Annotated in this window: 15 protein-coding genes; 3 read left to right on the top strand and 12 right to left on the bottom strand. The window is 73.0% G+C overall.

The genetic code is table 11. From position 1 onward, the window contains the following. Nucleotides 1-4 precede the first annotated feature (4 nt). A complete protein-coding gene (gene galE, locus E4P39_RS09140) occupies nt 5-961 on the top strand; it encodes a UDP-glucose 4-epimerase GalE (protein WP_135136107.1) in 957 nt (318 codons plus the stop codon). A 3-nt stretch (nt 962-964) separates the two neighbouring features. Here galE and E4P39_RS09135 read toward each other — a convergent pair whose 3' ends face one another. After that, nucleotides 965-2,302 (bottom strand): hemolysin family protein, encoded by a 1,338-nt coding sequence (locus E4P39_RS09135; RefSeq protein ID WP_135136105.1) that lies wholly within the window; start codon nt 2,300-2,302, stop codon nt 965-967. A gap of 183 nt (nt 2,303-2,485) precedes the next feature. Between E4P39_RS09135 and E4P39_RS22870 the strand changes: the two genes are divergently transcribed. Continuing rightward, nucleotides 2,486-3,280: a CAP domain-containing protein gene (locus E4P39_RS22870; RefSeq protein ID WP_245159724.1), complete on the top strand. Its 795-nt coding sequence runs from the start codon at nt 2,486-2,488 to the stop codon at nt 3,278-3,280. Between the two features lie 46 nt (nt 3,281-3,326). Here E4P39_RS22870 and E4P39_RS09120 read toward each other — a convergent pair whose 3' ends face one another. The 5 genes from E4P39_RS09120 to E4P39_RS09100 all read right to left on the bottom strand — a co-directional run bounded on the left by E4P39_RS09120 (nt 3,327) and on the right by E4P39_RS09100 (nt 7,969). Beyond that, nucleotides 3,327-4,232, bottom strand: coding sequence for a DUF559 domain-containing protein (locus tag E4P39_RS09120; protein ID WP_135136103.1), 906 nt, complete (start codon nt 4,230-4,232; stop codon nt 3,327-3,329). Between the two features lie 190 nt (nt 4,233-4,422). Next, nucleotides 4,423-5,637 carry an NADP-dependent isocitrate dehydrogenase gene (locus E4P39_RS09115; RefSeq protein ID WP_135136101.1) on the bottom strand — a complete coding sequence of 405 codons (1,215 nt, stop codon included), beginning with the start codon at nt 5,635-5,637 and terminating at the stop codon, nt 4,423-4,425. 107 nt (nt 5,638-5,744) lie between these two features. After that, nucleotides 5,745-6,698 (bottom strand): malate dehydrogenase, encoded by a 954-nt coding sequence (mdh, locus tag E4P39_RS09110; RefSeq protein ID WP_135136099.1) that lies wholly within the window; start codon nt 6,696-6,698, stop codon nt 5,745-5,747. Between the two features lie 99 nt (nt 6,699-6,797). After that, entirely contained in the window at nt 6,798-7,097 is a 300-nt protein-coding gene (locus E4P39_RS09105) for a DUF3017 domain-containing protein (protein ID WP_135136097.1), read from the bottom strand. Between the two features lie 2 nt (nt 7,098-7,099). Next, a complete protein-coding gene (locus E4P39_RS09100) occupies nt 7,100-7,969 on the bottom strand; it encodes a bifunctional methylenetetrahydrofolate dehydrogenase/methenyltetrahydrofolate cyclohydrolase (RefSeq protein WP_135136096.1) in 870 nt (289 codons plus the stop codon). 97 nt (nt 7,970-8,066) lie between these two features. On the opposite strand from E4P39_RS09100, the gene E4P39_RS09095 reads away from it, so the two are divergent. Further along, the gene (locus E4P39_RS09095; RefSeq protein ID WP_135136094.1) at nt 8,067-8,639 is read left to right on the top strand and encodes a hypothetical protein; all 573 of its coding nucleotides are present in this window, start codon (nt 8,067-8,069) and stop codon (nt 8,637-8,639) included. A gap of 299 nt (nt 8,640-8,938) precedes the next feature. Here the strand turns inward: E4P39_RS09095 and E4P39_RS09090 are convergent, their stop codons facing one another. The 6 genes from E4P39_RS09090 to E4P39_RS09065 form a co-directional block, all read right to left on the bottom strand. Then, entirely contained in the window at nt 8,939-9,571 is a 633-nt protein-coding gene (locus tag E4P39_RS09090; protein ID WP_135136092.1) for a pentapeptide repeat-containing protein, read from the bottom strand. Between the two features lie 12 nt (nt 9,572-9,583). Continuing rightward, nucleotides 9,584-11,740 carry a bifunctional phosphoribosylaminoimidazolecarboxamide formyltransferase/IMP cyclohydrolase gene (gene purH, locus E4P39_RS09085; protein ID WP_135136091.1) on the bottom strand — a complete coding sequence of 719 codons (2,157 nt, stop codon included), beginning with the start codon at nt 11,738-11,740 and terminating at the stop codon, nt 9,584-9,586. A gap of 49 nt (nt 11,741-11,789) precedes the next feature. After that, complete coding sequence (locus E4P39_RS09080; protein WP_135136089.1) at nt 11,790-12,977, bottom strand: DUF6350 family protein; 1,188 nt, start codon at nt 12,975-12,977, stop codon at nt 11,790-11,792. 161 nt (nt 12,978-13,138) lie between these two features. Further along, complete coding sequence (sucD, locus tag E4P39_RS09075; RefSeq protein ID WP_135136087.1) at nt 13,139-14,017, bottom strand: succinate--CoA ligase subunit alpha; 879 nt, start codon at nt 14,015-14,017, stop codon at nt 13,139-13,141. A gap of 29 nt (nt 14,018-14,046) precedes the next feature. Next, on the bottom strand, nt 14,047-15,210 hold the full coding sequence (gene sucC / locus E4P39_RS09070; RefSeq protein WP_135136085.1) for an ADP-forming succinate--CoA ligase subunit beta: 1,164 nt from the start codon (nt 15,208-15,210) through the stop codon (nt 14,047-14,049). Nucleotides 15,211-15,482: 272 nt separating this feature from the next. Next, nucleotides 15,483-16,472: an IS481 family transposase gene (locus tag E4P39_RS09065; protein WP_135136083.1), complete on the bottom strand. Its 990-nt coding sequence runs from the start codon at nt 16,470-16,472 to the stop codon at nt 15,483-15,485. Nucleotides 16,473-16,482: the final 10 nt, after the last annotated feature.

The raw sequence follows: 16,482 nt of genomic DNA, 5'->3' as shown, positions 1-16,482 counted from the left end.
GCGCATGCGCGTACTCGTCGCCGGTGGAGCCGGCTACATCGGCAGCGTAGTCACGGCCGCCCTGCTGGCCGGCGGCCACGAGGTGACGGTGCTCGACGACCTCTCGACCGGCCACGCCGACGCCGTCCCCGCCGGCGCGACGCTGGCGCAGGTGTCGCTGCACGACTCGGGGCCGGTGCTCGCCGACGTCCGGCCGGAGGCGGTGCTGCACTTCGCGGCCAAGAGCCTGGTCGGCGTCTCGCAGCAGCAGCCGGAGGACTACTGGCACACCAACGTGGGCGGGTCGCTGGCGCTGCTGGAGGCGATGCGTGCGGCGGACTGCCGGCGGATCGTCTTCTCCTCGACCGCGGCCACCTACGGCGAGCCGGAGTCGGTGCCCATCCGGGAGGACGCCCCGACCCGGCCGACCAACACCTACGGCGCGTCCAAGCTGGCCGTCGACCACATGCTCACCTCGTACGCGGTGGCCCACGGGTTCGCCGCCGTCAGCCTGCGGTACTTCAACGTCGCGGGGGCCGCCTTCGGGCTCGGCGAGCGGCACGCGACCGAGACCCACCTCATCCCGCTCGCCCTGCAGGTCGCCTCGGGGCAGCGCGCGTCGCTGACCGTCTTCGGCGAGGACTACCCCACGCCCGACGGCACGTGCATCCGCGACTACGTGCACGTCGAGGACCTCGCCGACGCCCACCTGCTCGCCCTGCCGGCACCGGCCGCCGGCGAGCACCGGATCTACAACCTGGGCAACGGCACCGGCTTCTCCGTGCAGGAGGTCGTCGACGCGGTCCGTGCGGTGACCGGGCACCCGGTGCCCGTCGTGGTCGGCGAGCGGCGGGCCGGGGACCCGGCGCAGCTGGTCGCCTCGAGCGACCGCATCCGGGCCGAGCTGGGCTGGACGCCGAAGCACACGGACCTGGCCGGGATCGTCCGCGACGCCTGGGACGTGGCGCAGGCCCGCGGCTGACCGTCAGCTCGGAGTGGTCACCTCGGTGCCGGCGTCCTCGCCGTCGTGGTCGGCGGCCGGGGGCGGGTCGACCCGCAGGCGGGCGATCCGCCGGCCGTCGAGCTCCAGCACGGTGACCCGGCGGCCCTGCACCTCGATCGCGTCACCCGCCTCAGGCAGCCGGCCGAGTTCGGCGAGCACGTACCCGGCGACCGTCTCGTAGGGCCCCTCGGGCAGCTCCAGGCCGGTCGCCTCGGTGAAGTCGTCGAGGTTCAGCAGCCCGTCGACCTCGCGCGGCCCGTCGGGTGCCTGCTTGCCCTCGGCCTCGACCTCCTCGTCGTACTCGTCGTAGATCTCCCCGATGACCTCCTCGATCAGGTCCTCGAGGGTGACGATGCCGTCGGTGCCGCCGTACTCGTCGACGACGATCGCGAGGTGCTGACTGCCCCGGCGCATCTCGGAGAGGGCGCTCAGCACCCGCGCCGTCCCGGGCAGGCGCTTCACCTCGCGCGAGAGGTCACCGACGGTCGCGGCGCGGCCCGCCGGATGGTTGGGCAGGAACAGGTCGCGGACGTGCACGAACCCCACGACGTCGTCCTCGTCCCGGCCGACGACCGGGAAGCGCGACCAGTTGGAGTCGGCGACCTGCTTGGCCGCCCGGCTGGCCGTCGTCGACGCGTCCAGGAAGGCGACCTCCGTGCGGGGCGTCATGACCTCCCGCACCTCGCGCTCGCCGGCGCGGAAGACCTCGTCGATGAGCCGCCGCTCGTCACTGCTCAGCGACTCGTGCGCCGCCACCAGGTCGCGGAGCTCCTCCTGGCTGATCGACTCGCCGCTCATCTTGGGATCGCCGCCGAGGAGCCGGACGAGCACGTCGGTCGACTTCGAGAGGAGCCAGATGACCGGACGCGACAGCGTCGCGATCGTGTTGAGCGGTGCCGCGACGAGGAGCGAGAAGCCCTCGGCGCGCTGCAGCGCCAGCCGCTTGGGCGTCAGCTCGCCGGCCACCAGGGACAGGTAGCTGATCGCGATCGTCACGAGCACGAGCGCCACGGTGCCGGAGAGACCCGTGGACAGGCCCCTGCCCTCGAGCCACCCGGCCAGCGGACGCGACAGGGTGCTGGCACCGAAGGCCGCCGAGAAGAACCCGGCCAGCGTGACGCCGACCTGGACGGCGGCCAGGAAGCGGTTGGGGTCGCTCAGCAGCCGCTGGACCGCCTTGCCCCGCCGTCCGCCGCTCTCGGCCATCCCGCGGACCTGGGACTCGCGGAGGGACACCAGGGCGATCTCGGCGCCGGAGAAGACGCCGCCGATCAGCACGAAGGCGATGACCATGACGATGCTGAGCCAGACATCGCTCACCGGCGGCGTGCTCCTCGGGGTGTTCGGGCGGAACGGACGTGGTCCATGGTGCCTGGTCGCGCGCCGGCGGAGCAGGGCGGCCGGACATTGTGACGTTCACCCCCTTGACTGATCGTGACGGAGCACGCACGGTTAGTCTCGATCGGTAACAATTTGAGATCGACGCTCACGTGAGGTTGTCCCGTGCACCATCGCCCTGCGGCTCCCCCGCTCTCCGCCCGGCTGTCCGGCGCGCTGAGCCGTGGCGTCCACCGCGGCCGTCGCTCCGCCGGCCGGCACGGTGGCCGCCTCGCCCTGGGCACGGCGCTCAGCACCATGGTGACGGGGTTCGTCCTCGCGATCCCCGTGGTGTCGTCGGGATCCCCGACGTCGCCGCAGCTGGACTCCTCGTCGTCCGCTGCCGCCCGGTACGCCGGCGACTCCTCGGCGGTCGTCATGGGTCGCGACGGCGTCCCCACGCCGTCGTCGGCGTCCGCCGTGCCGCCCGCGACCGAGCCGGCCGACGCCGCCCCGGCCGAGGTGCCGGTCGCGTCCGCCGCCGCCCCGGACGCGCCCGCGAGCGCTGCCCCGGCTCCGATGGCCGCCTCGGCCGGCGCCTCCGCAGCCGACACCGAGGCGGAGGTGCTGGCCCTGGTCAATACGGCTCGCGCCGACGTCGGCTGCGCCCCGCTGATCCACGACGAAGGGCTGGCGACGGTCGCCCGGGCGCACAGCGCCGACATGCGCGACCGGGCCTTCTTCGACCACGTGAACCCCGACGGCCTCGATCCGTTCGAGCGCGCGGAAGCGGCCGCCCAGACCAACGCGCGGGCGGAGAACATCGCCTACGGGGAGCCGGACCCGGCGGCCGTGATGGCCGCCTGGATGAACAGCACCGGACACCGGGCGAACATCCTCGACTGCGGCCTGCGCGCGCTCGGGGTGGGCGTCGCCGAGGGCCCGGCCGGCCCCTGGTGGACCCAGCTCTTCGGCAACTGAGGCCTCCGCCCGCTGACTTCGGGGAAGTCGGGCGCAGATCGGCGCTTCAGAGCCCGACTCCCCCGAAGTTGGGCGCGGCGAGCAGAGCTCGGATGCGGGCGATCAACGCGCCCGGGTCACGCAGGTCGGCGGCGGTGACGTGCAGGACCGTCCACCCGACGGCGACCAGGGCGTTGAGCCGACGCCGGTCCTTCGCGAACTGACCGGGCTCCGCGTGCCACGCACCGTCGTACTCGACGGCCACCCGGTGGTCCGGGAACGCGAGATCCACCCGCGCGACGAAGCCGCCGGTCGCGCCGCGCACCACGAACTGCGGGATGGGCGAGAGCCCGGCCAGCGCCAGCACTACGCGTAGTCGAGATTCCGGCTGCGACTCCGCTCGGGGGTCGGCCAGTGCGACAGCCTGCTGCGCCCGTCGTGCGCCGCGTGCCGCGCCAAGCCCCCCGACGGCGTCCCGAAGCTCGCTCCGGCCCACGACGGCACGAGCGAGCAGCACGTCCAGCACCGGGACGGCGTCGAGCAGTGGCTCGACGCGGGCGATGTCCAGCGCGGTCCGCAGCGTCGAGGTGGCCCGCAGCGTGCGCATGACAGCGACGACGTCTGCGGACGGCAGCGCCACCTGCCGGATCCGCAGTCCCGCGACAGGACCGAAGCGGACTCCTGGCGGCACCGAGACCTCCACCGGCGTCCGGTCTTCGACCAGCTCCGTCGCCCCGTGGAGATAGACCGCCGTCCTTCCGCTGAACACGCCGGCCGGCGGCATCAGGAGGCCGGCTCCCCGGATCCGGAGGCCGAATGATTCCGGCAGGTCGGCATCCGCGTAGACGCCGCGGTACAGACGGCGCCAGGCTCTGCTGCGCAGGGCGTCGGCCGTCAGCAGGCCCGCCTCCACGACGTCACGCTTGCGGAAGACGGCGCCTCGGAGGGCGTCGGGTCGGTGAGCCGTGGACACCACCGGAGCGTGCCGAGCGAGGGGCTGTGCGCGCTCCCGCCGTCCACAGGCACCGACTTCGGCGAACATGGCCCCCACCCGGCCTGCCGGGGGCCTTGTTCCCCGAACGTGGCCGAGTCGGCACCCGGCCACGAACGCGAGCGGCCCCCTCACCCGTAGGCGAGGGGGCCGTCATGCGGCGCTGGGTGCGTCAGGCCATGGCCTTCTGGAGGTTGGTGTCGATGGCCGCCAGGAAGTCCTGGGTGGTGAGCCACGGACTGTCCTTGGAGATGAGCAGCGCGAGGTCCTTGGTCATCTGACCGCCCTCGACGGTGTCGATGCAGACCTTCTCGAGGGTCTCGGCGAACTTCGTCACCTCGGGGGTGCCGTCGAGCTTGCCGCGGTGGGCCAGGCCCCGCGTCCAGGCGAAGATCGACGCGATCGGGTTGGTCGACGTCTCCTTGCCCTGCTGGTGCTGCCGGAAGTGGCGGGTGACCGTGCCGTGGGCGGCCTCGGCCTCGACGGTCTTGCCGTCCGGGGTCGCGAGCACCGACGTCATCAGGCCCAGCGAGCCGAACCCCTGCGCAACGGTGTCGGACTGCACGTCACCGTCGTAGTTCTTGCATGCCCAGACGTAGCCGCCCTCCCACTTGAGCGAGGCGGCGACCATGTCGTCGATCAGCCGGTGCTCGTAGGTGATGCCGGCCGCGTCGAACTTGTCCTTGAACTCGGCCTCGAAGACCTCTTCGAAGATGTCCTTGAAGCGGCCGTCGTAGGCCTTGAGGATCGTGTTCTTCGTGGACAGGTAGACCGGGTAGCCGCGGTCCAGGCCGTAGTTCAGCGACGCCTGGGCGAAGTCGCGGATCGACTGGTCCAGGTTGTACATGGACAGCGAGATGCCGGCACCGGGCGCCTGGAAGACCTCGTGCTCGATCGGCTCGGAGCCGTCGGACGGCGTGAACGTCACCGTCAGGGTGCCCGCGGAGGGGAACCGGAAGTCGGTCGCGCGGTACTGGTCACCGAAGGCGTGGCGGCCGACGATGATCGGCTTCGTCCAGCCCGGCACGAGCCGCGGCACGTTCTGCATGATGATCGGCTCGCGGAAGATGACGCCGCCGAGGATGTTGCGGATCGTCCCGTTGGGCGAGCGCCACATCTTCTTCAGGCCGAACTCCTCGACCCGCGCCTCGTCCGGCGTGATCGTGGCGCACTTGACGCCGACGCCGTGCTGCTTGATGGCGTTGGCGGCGTCGACCGTCACCTGGTCGTCGGTGGCGTCCCGGTGCTCGATGCCCAGGTCGTAGTACTCGAGGTTGACGTCGAGGTACGGGAGGATCAACTGGTCCTTGATGAACTGCCAGATGATCCGGGTCATCTCGTCGCCGTCGAGCTCGACGACGGTGCCCTCGACCTTGATCTTGCTCACTTGCTCTCCTCGCTGGCGCTCGTCGGCCGCGTTCGCGGTGCTGCTGTGCTCATCGGTTCGCTCGCAAGCTCGCTCACGTCAGTGAAGTCCTCTCTACAGCCAGCGGATCAGAGGTCGGCTACGTCGGCCTGCTTGGCGCGCACGGCCTCGGCCGCCTCGCGCAGGCCGGCCAGCTCGCTCTCGGACAGGTCGCCCTCGACGACCTTCTTGACGCCCTCGCGGCCGATCTCGGCCTCGACGCCCAGGTAGACCCCGTTGATGCCGTACTCGCCGTCCACCCAGGCGCAGACCGGCATGACGGCGCCGGAGTCCTCCATCACGGCGCGGGCCATGCGGGCGGCCGCGGCCGACGGCGCGTAGTACGCCGAGCCGGTCTTGAGCAGCGCCACGACCTCGGCCCCGCCGTTGCGGGTGCGGTCGACGAGGTGGTCGATGCGGTCCTGCGCGAGCACGTCGGACAGCGGCTTGCCGTCGACGGTGCAGCGCGACGGCACCGGGACCATTGTGTCGCCGTGCGACCCCAGCGTCAGGGTCTGCACCGAGCCGACCGGGACGCCGAGCTCCTCGGCGACGTTGTTGCTGAAGCGCGCGGTGTCGAGCATGCCGGCCTGGCCCATGACCCGGTTCTTCGGGAAGCCGGTAGCCAGCTGCGCCAGCGCCGTCATCTCGTCGAGCGGGTTGGAGACGACGATGACGACCGCGTCGGGCGACGTGGCGGCGACGTTCTCCGCGACCGAGCGCACGATCTTCGCGTTGGTCTCGATGAGGTCCATGCGGCTCATGCCGGGCTTGCGCGGGAGACCGGCCGTGATGACGACGACGTCCGAGTTCTCCGTGCCTTCGTACGACCCGCCGCCGACACCGACGACCTTGGTCTCGAAGCCCTCGATCGGCCGCGACTGGTTCATGTCGAGGGCCAGGCCCTCGGGCTTGCCCTCGACGATGTCGGTGAGCACGACGGTCTCGAAGACGTCGTACTCGGCGAGTCGGAGAGCGGTGGTGGAGCCGTAGAATCCGGCTCCGACGACGGTGACCTTGCCCTTCCGGGACTTCTCTGCCATGGCCGCCAACTTATCCCCGGGCGCGCCGGGCCGCCCGAGCGGGTCCGCCCGGCGCAGGCGGTCGGGTTCCCCATCACACCTCCGGTGGGGAACCAGAGGTCAGCCGGCGGGGATGGTGCGGGCGATGACCGTGAGCGCCAGACCGGTGCCGGCGAGCAGGACGACGTCCACCGGCCGGCTGCGGACGGCGAGGAAGCCCGCGCGGCGGACGGGGAGGAACAGCCGCAGCAGCCCGGCTCCGACGAGGGCCAGCCCCATCACCACGAGGCCCATGCGCCAGTGCTGGAGGGCGACCAGCAGCAGTCCCACCCCGACGACCAGCAGGACGACGAGCAACGGCAGCTGCCGGAGCAGGCCCGCGAGGAAGGGGCGGCGGATGTAGAGCGGCGGCCGGGCCATGGTCAGGCGGACAGCGCTTCGAGCGCCGCAGCCTGCTCGGCCGCCAGCACGACGTTCTGCAGCAGCATCGCCCGGGTCATCGGGCCCACCCCGCCCGGGTTCGGCGCGACGTGGCCGGCGACGTCCAGGACGTCGGCGGCGACGTCCCCGGCGATCTTCCCGTCCACGCGGCTGACGCCCACGTCGAGGACGGCGGCGCCCGGCTTGAGCATGGCGCCGGTGATCAGCCCGGGAACGCCGGCGGCTGCGACCACGACGTCGGCGGTCCGCAGGTGCGCGGCCAGGTCGCGGGTGCCGGTGTGGCACAGGGTCACGGTCGCGTTCTCCGAGCGCCGGGTGAGCAGGAGGCCGAGCGGCCGGCCCACGGTGATCCCCCGGCCGACGACGACGACCTCGGCGCCGGCGATCGGCACCTCGTAGCGCCGGAGCAGCTCGACGATGCCCACGGGCGTGCACGGCAGCGGGCCGGGGACGTTGAGCACGAGGCGGCCGAGGTTCGTCGGGTGCAGCCCGTCGGCGTCCTTGGCCGGGTCCATGGCCTCGAGGACGGCGTACTCGTCGAGCTGGCGCGGCAGCGGCAGCTGGACGATGTAACCGGTGCACGCGGGGTCGGCGTTGAGCTCGGCCACCACGGCGAGGACGTCGGCCTGGCTCGCCGAGGCGGGCAGCTCCCGCTGGATGCTGGCGATGCCGACCTGCGCGCAGTCGGAGTGTTTCGCACCCACGTACCAGCGGCTGCCCGGATCATCGCCGACGAGCAGCGTGCCGAGGCCCGGTCGGTGCCCGGCGGCGGAGAGCGCCGCCACCCGGTCGGTGAGTTCGGCACGGATCGCGGCAGCGGTCGCCTTGCCGTCGAGGATCGTCGCGGGCACGTCGGACAGTCTGCCCGAGAGGTCACGCGACCGGCGGCGCCGCCCTAGGCTCTCGGCAACGGGCCCCCCGCCCCGCCGACCGCCGGAGGCAACGCACATGAGCGACCGCGAGCAGGTGCCGTCGGCGCCGGCCGAGCGTCCGGCGGCCGCCGGGGCCACCGCCTACGGCGCCTCGTCGCCAATGACAGCAGGGCCGGACCACTCCCCTGGTCCGGCCCCGGCGCGCCGCCAGGATCCGGTGGCCGCCCTGCTCCTGCTCCTGGCCGGGATCGCCAGCGGGTTCAGCCTGCTGCTCCCGTGGCTCGCGGGCGAGGGCGTCACCGGCCTCACCCTCGTGAAGGACGGCTTCGCGTCGCTGGGCGACGGCGTCAGCGAGGTGATGGGCACCGGCTACGTGCAGCCGCTGACGATCGTGCTCGGCGGCGGTGTCCTGTTCCTGCTCGGCCTGCTGCTGCTCGTTCCGGCGCGCGGCCATCGCCTCGTCGGCCTGCTCGCGCTGGTGGTCGCTCTCCTCGTGACCGTGGCCGTGCTCGTGCCGCTGGCGGTCGCCGGCTGGGATCTGGGGTTCTTCTCGATCGGCTTCTGGTTCGCGATCGCCGTCGCCGTCCTCGGCCTGCTCGGCAGTCTCAAGGCGCTCCTCTCCCGCCCGGTGCACGAGACCAGCCACTGATTCACGCGGTCGCGGGACCCGTGGATCCTCGAGCCGTCCCTGTCCGGCCGACAGGGCGCGCTCGACGGCATCGCCGCGGGTGTGCGGGAGCTGCCCGGCTTCGTCCGGGGATTCTGGTCGCGGGACGTCGCCGACCCCGTATCGATCAACCTGACGAACGTCGTCGTCGAGACCACGACAGGGCGCCCCTCCGGGCCGCACCGCGGCCAGAAGCCTTCCCCGGCCTCAGCCGAGCCCTGTCGTCGTTCCCTCGCGGAACCCTCCGGGCCCCGCTCCTCACGACATCGCCCGGTCCCTCGTCAGTCCGCCACCAGCGCGCCGTGGGCCCGGGCGAGCTGCACCGTCTGCACCAGGTCGAGCCGGACGCCCGTCACCTCGAAGGCCCGCCAGTTCACCCCGTCCATGGACGCGCCGCGCAGGTCCGCGCCCCGGAGCTTCGTGCCCTGCAGCCGGGCGCGGTCGAGGTCTGCTCCGGTCAGGTCGCACTCGCGCAGGTCGGCATCGGTGAAGTCCGCCTCGCGGAACCGCTGGCCGGAGAGGTCCAGCCCGGACAGGTCGGCGGCGCGGAGGGAGGTGTAGCTCCAGTCGCACCCGGTGGAGGTCATCGGGCGCAGCTGAGCGCCCGGGAAGTGCGAGCCGGTCAGCTTGCAGCCCTCCCACACCGCGTCGAAGAGCTTCGCGCGGTCGAACCGGCAGGAGAGGAACGCCGTCCCCAGATGCCGCGCGCCGCCCATCCGCACCCCGGTCAGCACGCAGTGGTCGAACACGCAGCGCCGGGTGACCAGCTCCTCCAGCCCGGCGTCGTCGAACCGGCAGCGGGTGAAGGTCACCCCCTCCAGCTCCGCGCCCCACCAGTCGACCCGGGCGAAGTCCTGACCCTCGACCTCGCTGCCGTTCCCGGGCGGAGCCAGATGCGGCCGCGAGCTGATCAATGCGCCCGGCCGTCAGTGAGCAAAGTGCCGGGTGCCGGTGAGGTAGAGCGGCACCCCGGCGGCGGCCGCGGCCGCGACGACCTCCTCGTCCCGCACCGACCCACCCGGCTGGACGACGGCGCGCACCCCGGCGTCCAGCAGCACCTGCAGGCCGTCGGCGAACGGGAAGAACGCGTCGGAGGCGGCCACGGAACCGGCCGCCCGCTCCCCCGCCCGCGCGACGGCGAGCCGGGCGGAGTCCACCCGGTTGACCTGCCCCATGCCGACGCCGACGGTGGCGCGGTCGTGGGCCAGCAGGATGGCGTTGCTCTTCACCGCACGCACCGCGCGCCAGGCGAACACCAGGTCGTCCAGTCCGGCGGCGTCCAGCGGCTCCCCGCAGGCCAGCCGCCACGTCCTGGGATCGTCGCCGGGCGCGTCCAGCAGGTCCTTGACCTGCAGCAGCAGCCCGCCACCCACCGGCCGCAGTTCCGCCCCGGCGGCGGGCAGGTGGGGCAGCCGGAGCAGCCGCACGTTCTTCTTCCCGGTCAGCACCTCGACGGCGTCGTCGGTGAACGACGGTGCGACGACGACCTCGGTGAAGACGTCGGCGATCTGCTCGGCCATCGTGAGGTCGACCTCGCGGTTGGCCGCGATCACGCCGCCGAACGCCGACAGGGGGTCGCAGGCGTGCGCCTTGCGGTGGGCCGAGGCGATGTCCGGGCCGACGGCGATGCCGCAGGGGTTGGCGTGCTTGATGATCGCCACGCAGGGGTCGTCGTGGTCGTGCGCGGCCCGCCAGGCGGCGTCGGTGTCGACGTAGTTGTTGTAGGACATCGCCTTGCCGTGCAGCTGCTCGGCGTGCGCGAGCCCCGGCTGCCAGCTGCGGTACAGGGCCGCGCCCTGATGCGGGTTCTCGCCGTAGCGGAGCACCTCGGCGCGGTCCCAGGTGGCACCCACCCACGCCGGGAAGCCGCTGTCGTCGTCCGGCGCGAGCACGTTGCCCATCCACGAGGCGACCGCGATGTCGTACGTGGCGGTGTGCCGGAACGCGGCGGCCGCCAGCTTCTGCCGCTCGGCCAGCGTGAAGCCACCGGCGGCCACGGCCGCCAGGACGTCGCCGTAGCGGGCCGGGTCGACGACGACGGCGACCGACGGGTGGTTCTTCGCGGCGGCCCGCACCATCGCCGGCCCGCCGATGTCGATCTGCTCGACGCACTCGTCGGGCGCGGCGCCCGAGGCCACCGTCTCGGTGAACGGGTACAGGTTGACCACGACCAGGTCGAACGGGGCCACGCCGAGCTCGTCGAGCTGGGCCACGTGGTCGGGCTTGCGACGGTCGGCGAGGATCCCCGCGTGCACCGCCGGGTGCAGCGTCTTGACCCGGCCGTCGAGGCACTCCGGGAAACCGGTCACCTGCTCCACGGGCGTCACCGGGATGCCGGCGTCGGCGATCCGGCGGGCGGTGGCCCCCGTGCTCACCAGCTCCACACCCGCCGCGGCGAGCCCGGCGGCGAGGTCCTCGATGCCGGCCTTGTCGTAGACGCCCAGCAGGGCGCGGCGGATCGGTGTCCGGTCGGTCATCGGGGGCTCTCCCTCGGTCGTTGCGGTGACGAGCTCCGCCACCGTCTGCACCAGGAGCTCGCGCTCCACGGCCTTGATCCGCTCGTGCAACCCCGCCTCGTCGTCCCCGGGCAGGACGGGCACCTCGCGCTGGGCGAGCACGGGGCCGGTGTCGATCCCGGCGTCGACGACGTGCACCGAGGCCCCCGTGACGGGCACCCCCGCGGCCAGCGCGTCCCGGACGGCGTGCGCGCCCGGAAAGGCGGGCAGCAGGGCCGGGTGGGTGTTGATCAGCCGGCCACCGAACGCGCCGAGCACCGCCGGGCCGACCAGTTTCATGAAGCCGGCGGAGACGACGAGATCGGGCTCGAAGGCGCCGAGCCGGTCCGCCAGGGCACGGTCCCAGGCGGCGCGGTCGGGGTGCTCGGACACCGCGCAGGTGAAGGTGGGGATGCCGCGGCGGCGGGCGTTCTCCAGCCCCGCGGCGTCCCGGTCGCTGCCCACGACGACGATCCCGGCGGGGTAGGCCGGGTCGTCGGTGGCGGCCAGGAGCGCCGCGCACAGCGAACCGGTCCCCGAGAGCAACACGGCCACCCGGGCCCGCGGGGTCGGCGCAGGGGCGGGCACGCCGCGACCCTAGCCGGGGCGGCTTCCGGTACCGACGGGTGCTCGGATCTCAGCCCAGCGCACGCCAGCGGGCGACGGCGGCGGCGAGCGCGGCGGCGAGCCCGCTCTGCGCCGCGACCGCGATCCCTGTGGCGACGGCGGGGGCACCGACCTGCGCGAGGGCGCCGTCCCCCAGGGAGCCGCCGGCCACCCACACGAGCGCGCCGCTGACGACCCCCAGCAGGACCCCGGCCAGGATCCCCGTCAGCGCCGCCAGGACGGAACCGCCGCCGGTGAACCACCGGCCGACCGTGATGCCCGCGACGAGTCCGGCCAGGGCGGGCACCGCCTGCGAGACGAAGGCGATCAGCGGCACGGCCTGGGTGTCGGGGAGCGCGGCCAGCAGCGGGAGGGCGGGAACCGCGCCCAGCGTCACCCCGTGCACCGACACCAGGGTGCCCGTGCCGACGTGGAACCCGGGGCCGGCCGCGAGGCCCAGCACGGCGGCTGAGGCGTTGGGCAGCAGCAGCAGCCCGAGCCCCAGGAGGCCGGCGGCGCCGGCGGCCGCGCCGCCGAGGGAGCCCGACAGGGCGGCGTACCCCTGGGCGTCGGAGACGAGGGCGACCGCCACCACGGCGGTGCACAGCGCCAAAGCGGCGAGCAGTCCGGCCAGGACCCCGCGCAACAGCGGGCGCGCGGCACCGGGCAGCCGGTCCAGCAACGCGTCGAGGAGGCCCGACTCCCGGGCCACGCCCCATCCGACGGAGGCCAGGGCGAGGACGGTCACTCCCGCGGCCGTCCGGAGCAGCCCGATCCCCCCGGTCGTGGCGTCGAGGACGGCGACGAGCAGCAGGCTGACCAGCAGATGTGCCCCGACGAGCAGGCCGACGGCCCGCGCGGCCGCCGCGCCTCCGGTGATCTCGTGGGCGCGCGCGACGCCCCGGCCCGCGCGCGACAGCCCCCACGCGATCCCCAGCGTGAGCAGCAGCGGAGCGAGGACGAGAGGGCCGGATCCCAGCTCGAGCTCACCGCCCTGGGCCAGGAGCCACAACTGGCCGGCGAGGGCCGTCGACCCGCCGAAGGGCAGCCCGCCCGCCGGGTCGAGGGTCTGGACGACGACGATCGCCAGCCCGAGTCCGGCCAGGCCGGCGATGTCGACGGCCAGGATCGCGGCGATCGCCAGCCATCCCAGCGACAGGGCGCCCGGTCCGCCGCCGTCCCGGCCCCGCCGGGGCAGGCGAGCGAGCAGGGAGACCACGGTCCCACTCTCGCAAGACGGCGGGCCCGATGGTCGGCGTACGCGCCGGGCGTCGCCGAAAGCCGGGAACAGGCCCGGTGACCCCGGTCACCGCCCCGCACGACGCAGCGCTGCCCGGCGACCTGCGGGGAGGTCGCCGGGCAGCGGTGGAGGCGCGACGGTCAGGAGGCGACGATCTCCCGCATGAGCCGGGCGGTCTCCGACGGGGTCTTGCCGACGCGCACGCCGGCGGCCTCGAGGGCCTCCTGCTTGGCCTGGGCGGTGCCCGCCGAACCGGAGACGATGGCACCGGCGTGGCCCATCGTCTTGCCCTCGGGCGCGGTGAAGCCGGCGACGTAGCCGACGACGGGCTTGGTGACGTTGGCCTTGATGTAGTCGGCCGCCCGCTCCTCGGCGTCGCCGCCGATCTCACCGATCATCACGATGGCCTCGGTCTCCGGGTCGTCCTGGAAGGCCTGCAGGCAGTCGATGTGCGTGGTGCCGACGACCGGGTCACCGCCGATGCCGACCGCGGTGGAGAAACCGATGTCCCGGAGCTCGTACATCATCTGGTAGGTCAGCGTGCCGGACTTGCTGACCAGCCCGATCTTCCCGGCCTGGGTGATGTTGGCCGGGATGATCCCGGCGTTCGAGCGCCCGGGGCTGATGAGGCCGGGGCAGTTCGGGCCGATCATCCGGGTCGAGCTGCCCCGGGCGTGCGCCCACACGTACGTGGAGTCGTGCACCGGGATGCCCTCCGTGATGACGACGGCGAGCCCGATCTGGGCGTCGACGGCCTCGATCATGGCGGCCTTCGCGAACGGCGGCGGCACGAAGATGACGCTGACGTCGGCGCCGGTCTCCTTCATGGCCTCGGCGACGCCACCGAAGACGGGCACGCTGGCGCCGTCGAAGTCGACCCGGGTGCCGGCCTTGCGGGGGTTGACGCCGCCGACGATGGCGGTGCCCGAGGCGAGCATGCGCTGCGTGTGCTTGCTGCCCTCGGCGCCGGTCATGCCCTGGACGATGACCTTGCTGTTCTCGTTGAGGAAGATCGACATCTGTCTGGTCCTGTCGGGAGTCGGGGCGGTCAGGCGGCGGCGAGTTCGGCGGCCCGGCGCGCGGCGCCGTCCATCGTGTCCACCACGGTCACCAGGGGGTGGTTGGCCTCGGCGAGGATCCGCCGGCCCTCCTCCACGTTGTTGCCGTCGAGACGGACGACGAGCGGCTTGGTCGCCTCGTCGCCCAGGTGCTGCAAAGCCGACACGATGCCGTTGGCGACGGCGTCGCAGGAGGTGATCCCGCCGAAGACGTTGACGAACACGCTCTTCACGGCGGGGTCGGACAGGATGATGTGCAGGCCGTTGCCCATCACCTCCGCCGAGGCACCGCCACCGATGTCGAGGAAGTTGGCTGGCTTGACCCCGCCGAACTCCTCACCGGCGTACGCCACGACGTCCAGGGTGCTCATGACCAGGCCGGCGCCGTTGCCGATGATCCCGACCTCGCCCTCGAGCTTCACGTAGTTGAGGTCCTTCTCCTTGGCCGCGGCCTCGAGCGGGTCGGCGGAGGCGGCGTCCTCGAGCGCGGCGTGCTCCGGCTGCCGGAACTCGGCGTTCCCGTCGAGGGTCACCTTGGCGTCGAGCGCGAGCACCGTGCCGTCCGGCGCCTTGGCGAGGGGGTTCACCTCGACCAGGGTGGCGTCCTCCTTCGAGAACACCTCCCACAGCTGGACGGCGATGGCGATGACCTGGTCACGGACCTCGGCCGGGAAGTTCGCCGCGTCGACGATCTCGGTGGCCTTGGCCTCGTCGACGCCGACGGTGGCGTCGATCGGCACCTTGGCCAGCTCGTCGGGCCGGGTGGCCGCGACCTCCTCGATGTCCATGCCGCCGGCGACCGAGGCCATGGCCAGGAAGGTGCGGTTGGAGCGGTCGAGCAGGTAGGAGAAGTAGTACTCCTCGGCGATGTCGCTGGCCTGGGCCACCATCACGCGGTGCGTGATGTGCCCCTTGATGTCGAGGCCGAGGATGTCCTGGGCGCGCGCCCGGGCGTCCTCGGGGTTGTCGGCGAGCTTCACGCCGCCGGCCTTGCCGCGGCCGCCCACCTTCACCTGCGCCTTCACGACGACCGGCTGGGCGATCTCGCGCGCGATGGCTTCCGCCTCCTCGGGCGTCTCGGCGACGCCGCCGGGGAGCACGGGCACGCCGTGCGAGGCCAAGAGGTCACGGGCCTGGTACTCGAAGAGATCCACGAACAGGCACCGTAGCCCGCCCGTTTCCCCGTCGCCCCCTCGGGCGTTGTAGCGCACGGGGGACGGTGGGCCGCATCACAGGATGCGTCACTCCATCGGGCTCCCTGCCGCTGTCCTGCACGTGCATGAACGTCGACCTCCACGCCGAGGACCCCAGGTGAGCCCGGTGATCGGTCCCGGCCGGACGCAGCAGCTGACGATCCCGGGCGGAGGCCGAGCCGGGCCGCGGTTCCGGGCTGTCCGTCGCCCGGTGTCCCTGAGCGCACCGCCCGCTAGGTGTTGTGACCAGCAGCGTTGCTGACGACGATCCGGCTGATCGGGGGCTGTCCGCCGAGCGCGGTGTGGCTGCGGTGATGGTTGTAGGTGTGCAGCCAGTCGGGCAAGTCAGCCGCTCGTTCGTCCGAGCTGTGGAATGGCCGGATGTAGGCCCATTCATCGGCGAGGGTGCGGTTGAACCGCTCGGCCTTGCCATTGGTCTGTGGCCGGTAGGGGCGGGTGAACCGGGACTCGGCGCCGATGTCGGCCAGGGCCTCTCGCCAGGCATGAGAGGTCCGGTACGCCTTGGCGTTGTCGGTCATCACCCGTTCGATCCGGCCGATCCCCTGACCGGTGAACCAGGCGGCGGCGGCTCGGAGGAAGTTGGCGCAGGTGACCGCGGTCTCGTCGGGGTGGATCTCGGCGTAGGCCAGCCGGGTGTGGTCGTCGATCGCGCAGTGCACGTAGTCGTATCCGACCCGGCGGCCGGCCCTGTTCTCGGTCCGCGCGTGGATCTGCGCCGCGGAGCCCTGGCCGTGAACCCACCAGCCGCCGCCGGGCCGGATGGCGCCGAGCTTCTTGACGTCGACGTGCACCAGCTCGCCGGGTCGGGCGCGTTCATAGCGTCGGACCAGCTGCCCGGTCGGCCGGTCGAGCCAGGCCAGCCGGTGCATGCCGTGCCGGCGGAGCACCGCGTGCACCGTGGAGGGCGCCAGCCCGAGCAGCGGACCGATCCGCGCCGGCCCCAGCTTGCGGCTGCTGCGCATCGCGAGCACTTCGGCCTCGAGCGCGGCCGACGTCTTGCCCGGCAACCGGTGCGCTCGGCTGGGCCGGTCGAGAAGGCCGGTCGGTCCCTCGGCCCGCCAGCGGGCCAGCCACTTGTAGCCGGTGGCCCTGGAGACATTGAGCTCGATCACGACATGGGCGACCGGCCGGCCGAGATCGACGACCCGGCGGACCAACTCGGCGCGGCCATAGATGGTCAGACGGGCATTAGCGTGGGACACGGGACCTCCG

This window comes from Blastococcus sp. CT_GayMR19, assembly GCF_004570385.1.
Classification (GTDB): Bacteria; Actinomycetota; Actinomycetes; order Mycobacteriales; family Geodermatophilaceae; genus Blastococcus_B.
The sequence above is the reverse complement of the archived record's forward strand: the minus strand, read 5'-3'. Positions and strand labels throughout refer to the sequence as shown.

What these genes read in the sequence shown, in the direction of transcription:
- galE (WP_135136107.1), top strand. Translation starts at nt 5, where the DNA reads ATGCGCGTACTCGTCGCCGGTGGAGCCGGCTACATCGGCAGCGTAGTC.
- mdh (WP_135136099.1), bottom strand. Translation starts at nt 6,698, where the DNA reads ATGGCAGAGAAGTCCCGGAAGGGCAAGGTCACCGTCGTCGGAGCCGGA.
- E4P39_RS09105 (WP_135136097.1), bottom strand. Translation starts at nt 7,097, where the DNA reads ATGGCCCGGCCGCCGCTCTACATCCGCCGCCCCTTCCTCGCGGGCCTG.
- E4P39_RS09095 (WP_135136094.1), top strand. Translation starts at nt 8,067, where the DNA reads ATGAGCGACCGCGAGCAGGTGCCGTCGGCGCCGGCCGAGCGTCCGGCG.
- sucD (WP_135136087.1), bottom strand. Translation starts at nt 14,017, where the DNA reads ATGTCGATCTTCCTCAACGAGAACAGCAAGGTCATCGTCCAGGGCATG.